Here is a 15,001-nt window from a genome sequence, read left to right as displayed (position 1 = left end):
CGCGTACGTCAGTGGGGAGGCGCCGGTGGAAGGTAAGGGGCACTGGGGTTCTCCGATCAGGGTCGCCTGTTACAGCCGGCCGTTGTTGCAGCAGGCCGTTGCTACAGCAGGCCGTGCCGGGGCGGACGGGTCCGGTTGAGTACGTAGCGGCCGATGTGCTGGACCTTCCAGCGGCCCGGATCGTGCAGGGTGTGGGTGCGGGCGTCACGCCAATGGCGATGCAGGTCAAGGGAGTTGAGGGCCGAGCGGGTGCCGGAGACCTCGAAGAGGGCACTGGCCGTCTCCACGGCGACTTCGGCCGCCGTCACCTTCGCCGCGGCCACCGCGATCGACGCCTCGGCCGCCGTGTCGTCGGTCAGGTCGGCGCGGGCTGCGTCCACGGACCTGGCAGCGACGGCGAGCAGCGCGTCCGCGGCCCGTACCCGGATGCCCAGTTCGCCGAACCGCTGGATGAGCAGCGGGTCGTCGGCGGCGCTCGCGTGCCCCTCGTCGACGCTCTCGAACCAGGGGCGACTCTTGGTGCGGACGAACTCCACCGCCTCCCCCAGCGCACCGGAGGCGATCCCGGCGTCGATGGCGGCGTGCAGCAACTGGGCTACAGCGCCGTGTAGTTGAGGCCCTTGGAACGTGAGGTGATGGGGCACGACCCGGTCGGCGGGTACGGGCACCGACTCCAGGCGGACGGTTCCGCTGGCGGTGGTGCGCTGCCCCATGCCGTCCCAGTCGTCCACCACCGTGAGACCGGGCGCGTCCCGCGGCACGTACGCCACGTGCAGGGTGTCGTCGTCGGCGCGGGCGAGGACGGGGATCCAGTGGGCGAACAGCGCCCCGGTGGAGTAGTGCTTGACGCCGTCGAGGACGTACGCCCCGTCCGGCCCGCGCGCGAGCCGGGTGCGGATGTCCTGCACGTGCTGCGTGCCCGCCTCGGACTGCGCGTTGCCGAACCGCCTCCCCCGCAGCACCTCACCGAAGAAGAACTCCTGCTGATCCGGCGTGCCTTGCCGGCGCAGCACGTTGACGTACACGAAGTGGCTCTGCGGTATCTGCGCCAGGCTGGCGTCGGCGGCGGCAAGGAGCCGGAAGATCTCGGCGAGCGTCTCGGTGCGGACGTCCGCGCCGCCGAACTCCCGTGGCACCGTCACGCCGAGCAGCCCGGAGGCCGAAAGGCGTTCCAGCTCGGCGCGCGGGAGCCTGCGCAACGTGTCCCGCTCGGCGGCCTCCTTGCGGAATTCCGCGGCGAGTTCGGCGGCGACGGCCAGGGCTTCGGCGTCGTCGGCGAGCACGGTCGCGGCGCTCATCCGGTGGCCGCGAGCAGCTTCGTGCGGCCACCCAGCGCGGCGGAGAACTGGTCGGTGACCTGGGCCAGGGCCTCCGCAGAGCCGGGCGCGACGGTCAGCGTGCCGTCGTCGCCCACCTTGATGTCCTTGTCGAGCGTGAACCAGCCCGGCGTGATGTGCGCGGGCCCCATGGAGGCGAGGACCGGACGCAGGGCGTAGTCGATCGCCAGCACATGGGCGGTGGAGCCGCCGGTGGCCAGCGGGAGCACCGTCTTTCCGGCCAGCGCGTACTGCGGGAGCAGGTCGAGGAGCGACTTCAGCAACCCCGAGTAGGCAGCCTTGTAGACCGGTGTGCCGACCACGACCCCGTCCGCCCGCTCGAACAGGGCGGTGGCCTCGACGATCGCGGGATGCCGGAAGTCGGCGTGGAGCAGGGCCTCGGCCGGGATCGTGCGCACATCGAGCGGGATCACCTCGTGCCCCTGTCCGGTCAGCCGGGTGTCGAGCGCGCGCAGGAGACGGGCGGTGCGGGAGGTGGGGGACGGACTGCCGGAGACGGACAGGACGGTGGCCATGGGGGGCCTTCTTTCTGGGTTCGGGACGCTCAAGACGGGTCGGGCGGAGGCGGGTTGGTCAGGCGTGGGCCGGGACGGACGCGGCGTCCGTGTCGACGGCTTGCGCCTCCAACTCACGTACGAGGGGCAGCAGTGGGGTCAGTGGCCCGAATCGGGGCGCACGGGAGCGACGTTCCTGAAAGGGGACGTCAGCGGGTGGGATCCGCGAGGGGGGAAGGGGAGCGACGCGTGTGCGAGGGTTTTTCGCGGGGTGCGCTCAGACCCGACAACGACAGAAGGAGCTGGAGACACGCGCGAGATCGACGTGGCGTCGCTGCGTGAGGTCCTGTCGCTTCATGTCATCGATCAAAGCAGCGGAAAGTCCCGCCGGTCAACAGCGCACGGACCCGATTCCACATTCTGAGAGCCGGAAGTCGCCGTCACACCACCGTCACCGGATGCCGCACCACCGCGTCGAAGAGGTATCCCTGCGTGTTGGGCACCGCGACGTCCGGCTGGCTGCGGCCCGCGGTGTCGGTGGCTCGGGCCAGGACATGGGTGGCGCCGGAGGTGTCGGGCCTCCAAGGCACGGACCAGCGGGTCCATGTGCCCGCGCGGGGCCGGTCGTGCAGCCGGGCGGGCCGCCAGCTGGCCCCGCCGTCGGTGCTGACATCGACCCGCGCGACGCCGCCCGCCCCCGACCAGGACCGGCCGTGCAGCACCTGTCCCTCCCCCACCGGGAACCGGGCGCCGCTCGCCAGCTCGAAGGCGCTCTTGATGGTCTGCCGGGTCAGCGGCGCGCTGCCGTTCTCCGGGTAGCCGGGGCCGAACAGCCGGTAGAAGGCGGTGTTCCACGGTGAGAACAGCGGCTGCGCGGACACCTCGATGTCACCGACCCACTTGATCGAGGCGATCCCCACCCACGACGGAACCAGCACCCGCACCGGGTAGCCATGGTCGTACGGCAGCGGCTCGCCGTTCATCTCGTACGCGAGCAGGACGTCGTCCAGCGCCTTGGCCAGCGGCAGCGGACGCCGCACCCGGCCGAGGTTCTCCCCTTCGCTGATGTACTCGGCGTCCAGCCCACGCGGTTGTACGTCGACGGCGCCCGACGACAGCCCCGCCTTCCGGAGTACGTCGCCCAGGCGCGCCCCGCGCCATCGTGCGACGCCGACCGCGCCCAGCGTCCACGCGGTTCCGGTCACCGTCTCGCCCTGCTGGGACGTGTAGTAGCTGCGCCCGTTCCCGGCGCACTCGACGAACGCGGTCCGGGTGACGGCGGGCAGGGCGCGCAGATCGTCGTAGCCGAACTCCACCGGCCTGTCCTCGCCGTGCGCGCCCCGCAGCCCGCTGCCCCACAACCGCAACCGCCAGTCGTCTGCGTCCAGGACGGGGGTGGCGGTGTGATTGCGGACGAAGAACCGCTCGTTGGGGGTGAGATGGCCGGTCCCTCGCAGCGCCTCCCAGCGGGTCTCGGCGTTGGTGCCGCGCTGGATGAACCACTCGGGCGGCAGCGGTTTGACGATGGGGGTGTCAGCGGCGTGGGCCGGGCGCGGCGCCGGGAGCGCGGTGGCGGCGGCCGTGGCGGCGAGCAGGGTGAGCAGCCGGCGGCGGCTGACCCCGTCCGCGCGGGCGTCCCCGGCCAGCCACTGGCGCAGTCTGCGCCGGTCGTAGGCGGTCTCGTCGAGGCGGGCTGCCGGGCGGGGCGGCGCCGGCACGGCGGATTCGGGCAGGGCGGACTCAGGCATGGCGGGTCCTCGTGATCAACGGGGAAGGCGGCGGCGCGCGGGACGTGTGGCGGCCGGACCAGCGCACCCAACAGAGCGGGTGCATACGGCAGTTGGGTACCGGACCGAGGCGGCGAGTGATCAGCCGGGGAACCGACACAGCGCGGCAGCGACGCGGACGAGGTCCACGGTGCGGCGACGCGTCAGAGGCTCCAGCGGTGGCATGGCGCGATGCAAGCACGCGGGGCGCGAGGGTGTCAACGGCGCCTGGCCTCCAGGTGGTTGGGGCCTCGGTGGAGCGGGCGCGGGTCGCGGCACCACGGTCATGGCCATGGCCGCCGACGGCCGATCGAGGACGGACATCGGCGCGTCCCGGCCCCCGCACGCGCCCCGCTGGCATCATGACGCCAGTACGTCACGCGAATCCGGCGACGTACACAGCCAATGGACGAACCACGGGGGCGTGGATATGCGTGGCGGCAAGGTCGCGGTCGTAGGTGGAAGCATCGCGGGGTGCGCGGCGGCGCTCGCGCTGCGGCGTGGCGGGGCCGACGAGGTCACCGTGTACGAGCGTGCGGCGGGCCGCCTGGCCGACCGCGGCGTCGGCCTCGCCATGCACAACGCCCGTTACGCCGAACTGGAGTTGGCCGGCCTCGTCGACGCGTCGATGCCGTATCACCAGGTCACCCGCCGCCGCTGGTACGTGCGGGACGACGCGGCGGCGAGCGGCCCGCTGGGGCGCGAGCTCGCGGTGCTGCCGTTCCCGTTCCGCACCTACAACTGGGGGCCGCTCTGGCGCGAGTTGCGCGGCCGGGTGCCCGAGGCGGCGGACTTCCGGCACGGCTCGACGGTCGAGGCGGTCGAGGTGACGCCGGAGGGCGCCGCCGTGCACGCGGACGGGCACACCGACCGCTACGACGTGGTGATCGGCGCGGACGGCTACCGGTCGGCGGTCCGCGCGGCCGTGTACCCCGACGTCCAGCCGGGTTACGCCGGATACCTGGCCTGGCGCGGCGCCTACCCGTCGGACCGGCTGCGCGATGCGGACCTGTGGGCCGAGGACGAGTGCGTGTACGTCGTCTTCCCGGGCGGACACCTGGTCACGTACCGCATCCCGGACGGCGCCCCGGGTGTCCACCGGGTCAACTGGGTCCTGTACACGGCCCCGCCGTCCGGCCTCGACCAGGGTCTACAGACTCCCACGACGCTGCATCCGGGCACGGCGGGCGACGGCCTCCGCGCCCATCTCGCGTACGTGGCCGCCGAGTTGTTGCCATCCTTCTGGGGCGACGTGGTGCGGGCGACGACATACGACGAGCTGTTCCTGCAGCCCCTCTACGACTTCACGGCGCTGCGTTACGCGGTGGACAGGGCGCTGCTGATGGGCGACGCCGCCACGGTCGCCCGCCCGCACACGGGCGCGGGCGCCGTCAAGGCGTTGCAGGACGCCACGGCCCTCCAGTCGGCCCTGACCTCCGCTTCCACCTGGCCGGAGGCCCTGTCCGCGTACGACGCCGACCGCGCGCCCACCGGCCGGGTCATGGTCGACCTGGGCCGGCGGCTGGGCCGTGGCCTGGTCCAGGAGACCCCGGACTGGCGGTCCCTCGACCAGGCGGGCCTGGAGGCGTGGTGGCAACGGACGGACGGGACGGGGGCGTTCGGCGGGACACCCCGGGCGCGTACGTGAACACATTTCGGGCAGGCAAGAAGCAGCGACTTCCGCCGGACGGAACACTCCGGCGGGACGCCGCCGAGCGTGGGGGAGGGAAGCTCCCCTTCCCTCCCCCACGCGGACGCCCTGCACGGGGCGGAGAGCGCGGGAGGCCACTCCGCACAGCACATGACAGGGCGTGAGCTGGGACCGCCGAAGGTCGGCGACGCGGCCCCAGCCGCCTGTGGTCTGCACAAAGGAGCCCGGGGACAGGGGGCCGTGGCGAGACGCATCCGCGACCGCCGCAACCGAACGTACAACCCTTACCCAGAGTTCGTCAGGTCTTCCGCGAGACAACCCGCATTCGGATTCGTACACCCACCGGGACAGACTCGTGACCCGGAAGATCTTGACCACATGAGTGGCTCGCCCCCGCCCCGCTCCTCGCGCCCGACGCCGACTTCTTCGTGATCAGCGACATGGACCTGGGCACGTACATGCGCCCCGAGACCGGCGGGAACCTGCTCATCGGCGGCACCGAGCCGGAGTGCGATCCGCTGGAGTGGATCGAGGATCCGGACGCCGCGAACCCGAACCCCACCGTGGAGCGCTTCGAGGCCCAAGTCACCCGCGCCGCCCGGTGCTTCCCCGACCTCGCCGTCCCGAACCGGCCCCAGGGCGTCGCCGGCGTGTACGACGTCGCCGACGACTGGACGCCCATCTACGACAAGACGGCCCTGCCGGGCTTCTACGTCGCCATCGGCACCTTCTCCCGAAAGCGCGAGGTCAACACGGAATCGTCGGGCACGGTCCTGGGGTAGTCACGCAGTGCATGCTCCCCCAACGCTCGTGAGCACCCCCAATTCGGCACTCAGGGGGCGTCGATGCGCCTTTCGAGGAGGGTGCCCTTGCGGAGGGTGATCGACATCAGGTCGCTGGGTGCGTCCAGTTCGAGGCGGTGCCAGCGGCCGCGAGGAACGACCGCAGCGGCGCCCGCCCGCAACTGAACCATGTCCTCGGAGCCGGACCCGTCGGGACGGAAGTACAGGCGGACACCTCCGGTCAGGCAGCACACCGCCTCCTCGGCTTCCGGGTGCATCTCCCAGTGGTCGGCGTGCACATCGGCGTCGGTCTCGACGTGGAAGGTGGCGATCTGCCAGGCGTCGGAGTCGCTGCCGGACATCTGTCGTTCGGCGGCTCGGACACCACCGTCGGCGCTGAAGTGCAGCGCCGAGGCGAACAGGTCAATGCTGGTGGTTGTCATGGCGGTGTTCCTCTCAACTTCTGTGCGGGGGTGGTGGGTTGTAGGTGCGGCCGCTGCCGTCGGCACCACCTCGGGCCGCCCTCGAGGTTTTCTGTACGTGTAAGAAAATGTAGCGCCGAGGGTCGCCCGTGTCGACTACTGGGGGATGATGGGGGCATGCCGCAGCCGTCAACACCGCGCAAAACCCCGGGCCGACCTCCCCGTATCTCTCGCGAGGAAATCATCGGGACAGCTCGCCGGATCGTGACCGAGGAGGGCGTGCACAAGCTGACCATGCGTCGGCTGGCCGCCGAGATCGGCAGTACGCCGATGGCGCTCTACCACCACGTGCGCGACAAGGAAGAACTGCTCGTCCTGCTGCTGGACGACTACGCGGCGCGGGAGCTGACCCGCCCCGAGCTTCCCGCCGGCCCTCGCGAGCGGGTCGTTGTCGCCGCCGCGGCGATCCACGAGGCGCTCGCCGCCTGCCCCTGGATCGTGGAGGTGCTGACCGCCGACGACTTGATGTCCACGTCCGCGCTGTGGTTCGTCGAGCAGATCGTCGACGGCCTGGTCGAGTGCGGGCTCTCCCTCGACCAGGCCGTGCACGGCTACCGCGCGATCTGGTACTACACCGCGGGCGAAATCGTGGTCAGGACAACGGCGGCCCGGCGGCGCGCCGACGGTGACCGTACGACCTACCGGGAACAGGTCTTCGCCGATCTCGATCCGAGCGAGCTGCCGCGCTTGGCACAGGCCTCGGACCGCTGGGCTCCACTGACCGCGAAGGACACTTACAAGGACGGTCTCCGAGCCCTGGTGGACGGCCTGGCCGTCAGCCGCTGATAACTCGCTGCGGATGGGCGAGCCCGGTCACCGGTAGTTGAGGCCGAACCCCCGCTCGTACAGCGGATGCGCCGTGTCGTCGGGTACGTCGCCCCGCTGCGCCTCCACCTCCTTCATCGAGGACGGCAGCTCGAAGGGGAGCCTGCCGTCCGGGCTGCGTTTGCCGAAGATCGTGTCGAGCAGGACGGCGTCGGAGACACCGAAGTTGGCCATGACCGCGTCGGCGGCGCGGGTGACGTTTGTCAGGATCAGTGGGCGGGTCAGTTTGGGGACGGCGACCGTCGGGGTGCCGGTGGACGCGGCCTTGCGCAGGGCCTGGTACGCGGGGTCGGAGTCGGGGAACTCCAGGCCCGTGAGGTCGGAGCCGGCCCTGGGGTCCGCGAGTCGTACCACCGCCAGATCGGCGTCGGCCGGGTCGTCCACCACCTTCAGGCCGCGCGCCTTCGCCTCGTCGACGGAGACGCCGTACAGGTAGACGGTGCGGACCTTGCCGCCACGCGCGGGCAGGGTTCGGTCGCTGTTCTTGAGGAGGGTGAGGGAGTCGGACTGCGCCTTGTCGCCCACCGCCTGGAACGCGACGTTGCCGACCAGGCGCCCGGCCGCGTCCTCGTCCACGTACGGGTTCTCGAACAGGCCGAGGCGGACCTTCTGCTCCAGCACGCGCCGCGCCGCCTCGTTCACCCGCTGCTCGCCGACCAGCTTCTGCCGTACGGCCTGGACGACGTACGAGGGTTGGTCGCTGCCGCCGATCTGGTCGACGCCCGCGTTCAGGGTGAGCGCCGTGCGTTGGAGGATCGATTGGTTCTCGACGCCCCAGGGCATGCCGACGCCCCACGGCCCGATGAAGGACGCCGGGGGCCGGTTGTCGAGGCACTGCTGCGGGCAGTCGCCGGTGATGCCCCAGTCCGAGACGATGACTCCGTCGAACTTGTAGGTGCCTCGGAGAAGGTCCTTCAGGAGGTACGAGTTGAAGCCCGCGCCCACCTGGTCCAGTTTGTGGCCCTTGTACGTGAGGTCCTTGAGGATCGAGTACGTGGGCATGATGCCGGAGGTGTGCGCGGCGAACGCGCCCTTGAACGGCGTGATGTGGTCGGCGAAGTTCTTGCCGGGGAACGTGGCGTAGCGGCCGTAGTAGTAGTGGCTGTCGTAGCCGTTCGCCTGGGCGCCGTAGCCCACCCAGTGTTTCGTGACGGTGGCCGCGCTGTCCGGGCCGAGGCCGTCGGCGCCGTGCTGCATTCCCTTGACGTAGGCGTTCACTTGGCGGCCCGCGGTCTCCGGGTCCGAGCCGAAGGTGCCGTCGATGCGGGTCCATCGGGGCTCGGTGGCGATGTCCGCCTGCGGCGACAGGCCTTCGGTGATGCCCACGGCCCGGTACTCGCGGCGGACGATGTCACCGAGCCGCTCGGTGAGGCGCGTGTTGTGGGCGGCGGCGATGCCGATGGCGTCGGGCATGGCCGTCGTGCCCGCGCCGGCGACGGTCTGGCCCTCGACCACGGAGAACCCGTTGCGCGGGTCGGTGGAGATCACGGCGGGGATGCCGAGGCGTTGCTTCTCGGCGATCGCCTGCACGCTGTTGTTGGCCGCGGCGACCTTCTCCGGCGACTTCGACAGGCGGGTGATGGCGGTGGTGACGTGGCGTTCGCCGACCAGTTGGGCCGTCGCGGCCGCGTCGTATCCGTCGCCCGATGTGGGGAGGTTGCCGTGGACGAGGAGCCCTGCCTTCTCCTCCAGGGTCATCCGGGACAGCAGGTCACGGGCGCGTGCGGTGGCGCTCAGGCGCCAGTCCTCGTAGGGCGTGAGGCGGCCGTCGCGGTTCAGGTCGCGGAAGCGGATGCCGTCCTTGGCCAGGATCGGTACGTCGCGTGATTCCAGGCGGGGCGGGGCGGACGGTTTCCCGTGGGCGCCGGCCGGTGCGGTGAGCATGCCCGGCTGGGCGACGAGGGCGGCGACGGTGGTGATGGCGGCCCCGAGGGCCAGTCTTCGCCGGCCGCCCGTGGGGTGATTGCGTGAACGCATGCGTTCCTCTCCATCGAGGTCCACTTGAGCGCGTACAAGGCCTCCTGCAGCCGATTCGCCGTTTGACGGGCGGCGGCAGCGGAGGGCCACGTCTTCATGCTGTGAAGCGATACATCACCGGAGCGCCTTCAAAGTAGGTTGCAGGTTCAAGCAATACAAGAGCTGTGACAAGCGAAGTGCTCCGCGCCCCATGGCTGTTGGCGGGAGGGAGTGCCCGCCCGCCCCCGGTCACGCCCTCCCCGACCCCCGACCTCTACGATCAGGTGGCGCTTCGCCGTCGAACGCCCGAGCCTGACCGGCCGAGTTCGACGTCGGGCGTCCACGTCGTCCGCCGCCCAGCGGTGACGTCGGGTATCGAGCAGTCGAGGAGAGGAACATCATGCGTGCTCGGAACATCGGTGCGGCGGCCGCCACCGCGTTGGCGGTGGTCGCTGCCCGCGACCTCGTGCAGAAGAAGCACGCACTGCTGCGGAACTTCCCCGTGATCGGGCACGCCCGGTACCTGCTGGAGACGATCGGCCCGGAGCTGCGCCAGTACGTCGTCACGTCCAACGACGAGGAGCGTCCCTTCAGCCGCGACCAGCGCAGCTGGATCTACGCGTCGGCGAAGGAGGAGAACAACTACTTCGGCTTCGGCACCGACAACGACGTCGAGCACGTGCAGGGCCACGCGTACGTCAAGCAGCGCACGTTCGCCGGGGCGCTCCCCGACCTGCACGACCCGCAGGCCCCGCTGCCCTCGGCGAAGGTGCTCGGCGGACCGCGTGGGCGCGCCAAGGCGTTCCGGCCCGCGAGCGTCGTGAACATCTCGGCGATGAGCTTCGGTTCGCTGTCCGGCGCGGCGATCACGGCGCTCAACAAGGGCGCGGCGCTGGCCGGGACGATGCACAACACCGGTGAAGGCGGCCTCTCCTCGTACCACCGCAGCGGCGGTGACCTGATCCTCCAGATCGGCACGTCGTACTTCGGTTGCCGCAACGAGGACGGCACGTTCAACCTCGACAAGCTCAAGGCCGTCGTCGACAGCGCTCCCGTAAAGGCGCTGGAGATCAAGCTCTCGCAGGGCGCCAAGCCGGGGCTCGGCGGAATGCTGCCGGGCGCGAAGGTGACCTCCGAGATCGCCGGGATCCGCGGCATCCCCGCCGGCAAGGACTGCGCCTCGCCCTCGCGGCACACCGCGTTCCACGACGTGGACTCCCTGCTGGACTTCGTGGAGCTGCTCGCCACGGAGACCGGGCTCCCGGTCGGCATCAAGAGCGCGGTCGGCGAGATGAGCTTCTGGGAGGAGCTCGCCACCCTGATGGCGCGCGGTGACCGCGGCGTCGACTTCGTGACCATCGACGGCGGGGAGGGTGGCACCGGCGCCGCTCCCCTGATCTTCAGCGACTCGGTGTCGCTGCCGTTCCGGATGGGCTTCTCGCGCGTGTACAGCACGTTCGCCGAGCGTGGCCTGACCGACCGGCTCACCTTCATCGGCTCCGGCAAGCTCGGCCTGCCCGAGAACGCCGCGGTCGCCTTCGCCCTGGGCGTCGACATGATCAACGTAGCCCGCGAGGCGATGTTGTCCATAGGGTGCATCCAGGCGCAGAAGTGCCACACCGACAAGTGCCCCACCGGCATCGCCACCCAGGACCCTTGGCTGGTGCGCGGCCTCGACGCGCCCTCGAAGGCCACCCGCGCCGCCATGTATCTGCGCACCCTGCGCAAGGAGTTGCTGAAGGTGTCGGGCGCGGTCGGCGTCGCCCACCCGTCGCTCATCACGCCCGATGACATCGACATCATGAACGGCGACTACGACGCCCGTACGCTGGCGAGCGTCTACGGCTACAAGGCCGGCTGGGGCGAACTCGGCACGGACCTCGCCCAGGAGATCACCGAACTCCTCACCACGCGGCCGGAGCCGGAGCCCAAGCCGGGCGTCTGAGCCGCCTTCCGAGGTTGCCCTGTACGCCGCTTCCGAGTCTGCCCCGTCCGACGGTGACCGGTGATGATGTCCACCCGTCCCTGTCACCGTCGGCGGGCACCCGCATCAGCCCGTGTGCCGCGTGCGCAGCAGATGCGGTCCGAGGTCGGCGATCGTCGCCGCCCCGATGAGCTGCATGGTCACCTCGATCTCCCTGGCGAGCAGTTCGACGGCTCGTGACACACCTTCGCGGCCGCCGGCCATCAGCCCGTACAGGTAGGCACGCCCGATGAGGGTGAAGTCGGCGCCGGCGCAGAGGGCGGCGACGATGTCGGCGCCGGACATGATGCCGGAGTCGAGGATGATCTCCACGTCGTCGCCGGCCTCGGCCCGTACCTCGGGCAGGGCGTGGAACGAGACGGGTGCGCGGTCGAGTTGGCGTCCGCCGTGGTTGGACACGACGAGGCCGTCGGCGCCTGCGTCGAGCGAGCGGCGGGTGTCCTCGGCCGTGAGGACACCCTTGACGAACAGCTTCCCCGGCCACTGGGACCGGATCCATTCCAGGTCCTCGATCGACAGGGTCGGGTCGAACATCGAGTTGATGAGCGACGGCAGGTCCTGGCTCGTACCGGACAGCGAGGCGAAGCTGAGCGGGTCGGTGGTGAGGAAGTTGAACCACCACTCGGGCCGGTACGAGGCGTCGAGCACGGTCTTGAGGGTGAGCCTCGGCGGGATCACCATGCCGTTGCGGGCGTCACGCAGCCGCTGCCCCGCCACCGGGGTGTCCACGGTGACAAGCAGCGTGTCGAAGCCGCTCGCCGTGGCCCGCTGGAGGAGGTCGAGCGACTTCTGCCGGTCCTTCCAGAGGTACAGCTGGAACCAGCGGCGCCCGTCCGGTGCCGCGGCGGCGACGTGTTCGAGCGAGCGAGTGCCCATGGTCGACAGCGAGAACGGAATGCCGGCCTTGGCGGCCGCGGTGGCTCCGGCGTCCTCACCCTCCGCGTGCATGAAGCGCGTGAACCCGGTGGGCGCGATCCCGAACGGCAGCTCGGACGACGCGCCCGCGATCCTCGTGCTCAGGTCCACCTTCTCGGTCCCGTGCAGGATGCGCGGCAGAAGCACGACGTCATCAAATGCCCTGCGCGCCCGCCGCACCGTCAACTCCCGCTGCGCCGCGCCGTCCACGTAGTCGAACGCCGGGCGGGGTGTACGGCGCCTGGCTATCGTGCGCAGATCCCACACGTCGGCGGCCTTCCCGAGCCGGGCGGCGCGCCTGTCGGGGTTGAACCCGTCGAACTTCAGCAGGGGGCGCAGCTCGGAGATCTGGGGCAGTCGGTGTTTCATGGGTTCCTCCTGCGGTGCGTGACGAATGCGGTCCTGCGGGCGGCCGTGGCGACGGACGATGCGCCCGTGGACGGCAAATTACAGGGCCATGATCCGTGGCCCCCGCCGGACGGCGCGACGGCGGCCGTGGTGGGTGACATCGAGTCGCCCGCTGGAGTGCGCACCGCCGCGGAGCCGTAGGGTTCTCACCAGTCGGCCTCGCGGCATGTGAGGACCGCGTGCCGACCCAGGACCTGGTCCGAACGACAGGCCCTGGTTTCCTGCCCCCTCGCACTCTTCTGGAGATCCGATGTACGCAGTCACCGACCCGGCCACCGGCGAGCTCGTCGAGACCTACCCCACCGCCACCGACGCCGAGGTGGCCGCGGCCGTCGACGCCGCGCACCAGGCCACCGCGTGGGGGCGCACCAGCACCGTGGCCGAGCGTGCCGCGCTGCTGCGTCGCCTCGGCGATCTGCACGCCGAGCACCGTAACGAGCTGGCGGACAGCATCGTGCGGGAGATGGGCAAGCCGCGCGACGAGGCGGAGGGTGAGGTCGACTTCTGTGTGGACATCTACCACTACTACGCCGACCACGCCGAGGAGTACCTCGCCGACGAGGCGGTGAACGTCACCTCCGGTCCCGGCCGCGCGGTCGTCCGCCGCAGCCCGGTCGGCGTGCTCCTCGGCATCATGCCGTGGAACTTCCCCGCCTACCAGGTCGCCCGGTTCGCCGCCCCGAACCTCGCCCTCGGCAACACCATCGTCCTCAAGCACGCCCCTCAGTGTCCCGCCACGGCGGCGCTCCTGGAGAAGCTGTGCGGCGAGGCGGGCCTCCCGGCCGGCGCGTACGTCAACGTCTACGCCACCAACGAGCAGATCGCCGATGTCATCGCCGACCCGCGCGTCCAGGGTGTCTCGCTCACCGGTTCCGAGCGGGCAGGGGCCGCGGTCGCCGAGATCGCCGGGCGGAACCTGAAGAAGGTCGTCCTCGAGCTGGGCGGCTCCGACCCGTTCGTCGTGCTGTCCGCCGACGACCTCGACGCGGTCGTGGAGTCCGCGGTCGCCGCCCGCCTCGACAACACCGGCCAGGCCTGCAACGCCGCCAAGCGCTTCGTCGTGGTCTCCGACCTGTACGACTCGTTCGTGGAGAAGTTCGCCGCCCAGCTCCTCGCGCGCCAGTCCGGCGCCCCGCTGTCCTCCGTGGCCGCGGCCGACAACCTGGAGCGCCAGGTGGCGGCGGCCGTCGCCGAGGGCGCCACGCTGCACACCGAGGGCAAGCGCGACGGCGCCCACTACCCGGCCGGCGTCCTCACCGGCCTGACCACCGAGCACGCCACGGCCCGCCAGGAGCTGTTCGGCCCCGTCGCCATGGTCTTCAAGGCCAACGACGAGGACGACGCCCTGCGGATCGCCAACGACACCCCGTACGGCCTCGGTTCGTACGTCTTCACCACCGACGCCGACCAGGCGCAGCGGGTCGCGGACCGTATCGAGGCCGGCATGGTCTTCATCAACGGCGTCGGCGCCGAGGGTGCGGAGCTCTCCTTCGGTGGCGTCAAGCGCTCCGGCTTCGGCCGCGAGCTGGGCCGTCCCGGCATCGAGGAGTTCGTGAACAAGAAGCTCATCCGCACGGTCGCGTAAGCGTAAGCGTCAGCGCGGAGCCAGGCAGACGGCGGTGGCGTCGACGGGATCCGTCCGGTCGACGCCACCGGTGGTGGAGGGGGGCGCGGGATGGGCGAAGGGTTCAAGCGGCGTGAGCCGAGCCAGTGGGGCGAGGGGGCCGCTCTCAAGGACGAGATCCTGAGGACCGCGGCACGGATGCTGATGGAGTCGGGCAGGGAAGGGGATCTGTCGCTGCGGGCGGTGGCCCGCGCGGTGGGCATCTCCGCGCCCAGCATCTATCTGCACTTCAGGAACCGGGCGGAGTTGATGGCCACGCTCACGCAGCGGGCCTACCAGAGGCTGGCCGTGGAACTGCGTACGGCCAGGGACGCCGCCGCGGAGGAGGAGCCGCGTGCCGCGCTGCGGGCGATGGCGCGGCACTACTGCTGTTACGCCCTGGACAACCCGCGCGTGTACCAGCTGATGTTCGGCATCGAGCGGATCCAGGTACCTCGGGAGGAGTCGGATTCGAGCCCGATGCGCGAGGTGCTCCAGGTGTGGCGCGACGCGGTGTCGCCCCTGCGGCGTGGCGAAGAGGGCCCGGGCGACGAGCAGTTGGCCGTGCTGCTGTGGGCCTCGCTGCACGGCATCGTGTCCATGGCCGTGGCGCTGCCCTTCCCCACCGACCGGCAGTCGGTGCTGTCGAGGGCGGACGACCTGCTCGGGCTGCTTCCCTCCGGGACCTGAAGTCCGTACCGCCAGAAGGTCCTTGGTAAGAGTCGGCCGAATAGCGACGTTTCAACCGGGCGAACTTGATCACATGGTTGCCCAAGGCACCTAACGCTGTTAGGTATG

The 15,001-nt window shown here is 70.8% G+C and carries 13 protein-coding genes; 6 read left to right on the top strand and 7 right to left on the bottom strand.

Annotated features, from left to right (window positions below; genetic code table 11):
• Positions 1 to 101: 101 nt before the first annotated feature.
• The 4 genes from OHA73_RS41045 to OHA73_RS41035 form a co-directional block, all read right to left on the bottom strand.
• Entirely contained in the window at positions 102 to 1,298 is a 1,197-nt protein-coding gene (locus OHA73_RS41045; protein WP_327657807.1) for an SfnB family sulfur acquisition oxidoreductase, read from the bottom strand.
• A complete protein-coding gene (gene ssuE, locus OHA73_RS41040; RefSeq protein ID WP_266723965.1) occupies positions 1,295 to 1,852 on the bottom strand; it encodes an NADPH-dependent FMN reductase in 558 nt (185 codons plus the stop codon). Before ssuE ends, OHA73_RS41045 begins: the two co-directional genes overlap by 4 nt.
• 256 nt (positions 1,853 to 2,108) lie before the next feature.
• Positions 2,109 to 2,189: a putative leader peptide gene (locus tag OHA73_RS45870; protein WP_353962433.1), complete on the bottom strand. Its 81-nt coding sequence runs from the start codon at positions 2,187 to 2,189 to the stop codon at positions 2,109 to 2,111.
• Positions 2,190 to 2,271: 82 nt separating this feature from the next.
• Complete coding sequence (locus OHA73_RS41035; RefSeq protein ID WP_327657806.1) at positions 2,272 to 3,579, bottom strand: sulfite oxidase; 1,308 nt, start codon at positions 3,577 to 3,579, stop codon at positions 2,272 to 2,274.
• 448 nt (positions 3,580 to 4,027) lie between these two features.
• Between OHA73_RS41035 and OHA73_RS41030 the strand changes: the two genes are divergently transcribed.
• Together OHA73_RS41030 and OHA73_RS41025 are read left to right on the top strand one after the other, a co-directional pair.
• Positions 4,028 to 5,245: an FAD-dependent monooxygenase gene (locus tag OHA73_RS41030; protein WP_327658626.1), complete on the top strand. Its 1,218-nt coding sequence runs from the start codon at positions 4,028 to 4,030 to the stop codon at positions 5,243 to 5,245.
• A gap of 431 nt (positions 5,246 to 5,676) precedes the next feature.
• Positions 5,677 to 6,030 (top strand): FAD-dependent oxidoreductase, encoded by a 354-nt coding sequence (locus tag OHA73_RS41025; protein WP_327657805.1) that lies wholly within the window; start codon positions 5,677 to 5,679, stop codon positions 6,028 to 6,030.
• Positions 6,031 to 6,080: 50 nt separating this feature from the next.
• Here the strand turns inward: OHA73_RS41025 and OHA73_RS41020 are convergent, their stop codons facing one another.
• Complete coding sequence (locus OHA73_RS41020; protein WP_267067698.1) at positions 6,081 to 6,473, bottom strand: cupin; 393 nt, start codon at positions 6,471 to 6,473, stop codon at positions 6,081 to 6,083.
• Positions 6,474 to 6,629: 156 nt separating this feature from the next.
• On the opposite strand from OHA73_RS41020, the gene OHA73_RS41015 reads away from it, so the two are divergent.
• Positions 6,630 to 7,298 (top strand): TetR/AcrR family transcriptional regulator, encoded by a 669-nt coding sequence (locus tag OHA73_RS41015; RefSeq protein WP_327657804.1) that lies wholly within the window; start codon positions 6,630 to 6,632, stop codon positions 7,296 to 7,298.
• Between the two features lie 27 nt (positions 7,299 to 7,325).
• Here OHA73_RS41015 and OHA73_RS41010 read toward each other — a convergent pair whose 3' ends face one another.
• The gene (locus OHA73_RS41010; protein ID WP_327657803.1) at positions 7,326 to 9,314 is read right to left on the bottom strand and encodes a glycoside hydrolase family 3 protein; all 1,989 of its coding nucleotides are present in this window, start codon (positions 9,312 to 9,314) and stop codon (positions 7,326 to 7,328) included.
• A 379-nt stretch (positions 9,315 to 9,693) separates the two neighbouring features.
• On the opposite strand from OHA73_RS41010, the gene OHA73_RS41005 reads away from it, so the two are divergent.
• The gene (locus OHA73_RS41005) at positions 9,694 to 11,238 is read left to right on the top strand and encodes an FMN-binding glutamate synthase family protein (RefSeq protein ID WP_266723953.1); all 1,545 of its coding nucleotides are present in this window, start codon (positions 9,694 to 9,696) and stop codon (positions 11,236 to 11,238) included.
• 105 nt (positions 11,239 to 11,343) lie between these two features.
• Here the strand turns inward: OHA73_RS41005 and OHA73_RS41000 are convergent, their stop codons facing one another.
• Positions 11,344 to 12,561 (bottom strand): alpha-hydroxy acid oxidase, encoded by a 1,218-nt coding sequence (locus OHA73_RS41000; protein WP_327657802.1) that lies wholly within the window; start codon positions 12,559 to 12,561, stop codon positions 11,344 to 11,346.
• A gap of 289 nt (positions 12,562 to 12,850) precedes the next feature.
• Between OHA73_RS41000 and OHA73_RS40995 the strand changes: the two genes are divergently transcribed.
• Positions 12,851 to 14,185 (top strand): NAD-dependent succinate-semialdehyde dehydrogenase, encoded by a 1,335-nt coding sequence (locus tag OHA73_RS40995; protein WP_266723949.1) that lies wholly within the window; start codon positions 12,851 to 12,853, stop codon positions 14,183 to 14,185.
• Between the two features lie 90 nt (positions 14,186 to 14,275).
• Entirely contained in the window at positions 14,276 to 14,893 is a 618-nt protein-coding gene (locus OHA73_RS40990) for a TetR/AcrR family transcriptional regulator (RefSeq protein WP_327657801.1), read from the top strand.
• Positions 14,894 to 15,001: the final 108 nt, after the last annotated feature.

Source organism: Streptomyces sp. NBC_00483 (assembly GCF_036013745.1).
GTDB lineage: Bacteria > Actinomycetota > Actinomycetes > Streptomycetales > Streptomycetaceae > Streptomyces.
This window is presented reverse-complemented; position numbering and strand designations above follow the sequence as displayed.

Coding starts and splice junctions, on each gene's coding strand:
- OHA73_RS41045 (WP_327657807.1), bottom strand. CDS start 1,298: ATGAGCGCCGCGACCGTGCTCGCCGACGACGCCGAAGCCCTGGCCGTC.
- ssuE (WP_266723965.1), bottom strand. CDS start 1,852: ATGGCCACCGTCCTGTCCGTCTCCGGCAGTCCGTCCCCCACCTCCCGC.
- OHA73_RS45870 (WP_353962433.1), bottom strand. CDS start 2,189: ATGAAGCGACAGGACCTCACGCAGCGACGCCACGTCGATCTCGCGCGT.
- OHA73_RS41035 (WP_327657806.1), bottom strand. CDS start 3,579: ATGCCTGAGTCCGCCCTGCCCGAATCCGCCGTGCCGGCGCCGCCCCGC.
- OHA73_RS41030 (WP_327658626.1), top strand. CDS start 4,028: ATGCGTGGCGGCAAGGTCGCGGTCGTAGGTGGAAGCATCGCGGGGTGC.
- OHA73_RS41020 (WP_267067698.1), bottom strand. CDS start 6,473: ATGACAACCACCAGCATTGACCTGTTCGCCTCGGCGCTGCACTTCAGC.
- OHA73_RS41015 (WP_327657804.1), top strand. CDS start 6,630: ATGCCGCAGCCGTCAACACCGCGCAAAACCCCGGGCCGACCTCCCCGT.
- OHA73_RS41010 (WP_327657803.1), bottom strand. CDS start 9,314: ATGCGTTCACGCAATCACCCCACGGGCGGCCGGCGAAGACTGGCCCTC.
- OHA73_RS41005 (WP_266723953.1), top strand. CDS start 9,694: ATGCGTGCTCGGAACATCGGTGCGGCGGCCGCCACCGCGTTGGCGGTG.
- OHA73_RS41000 (WP_327657802.1), bottom strand. CDS start 12,561: ATGAAACACCGACTGCCCCAGATCTCCGAGCTGCGCCCCCTGCTGAAG.
- OHA73_RS40995 (WP_266723949.1), top strand. CDS start 12,851: ATGTACGCAGTCACCGACCCGGCCACCGGCGAGCTCGTCGAGACCTAC.
- OHA73_RS40990 (WP_327657801.1), top strand. CDS start 14,276: ATGGGCGAAGGGTTCAAGCGGCGTGAGCCGAGCCAGTGGGGCGAGGGG.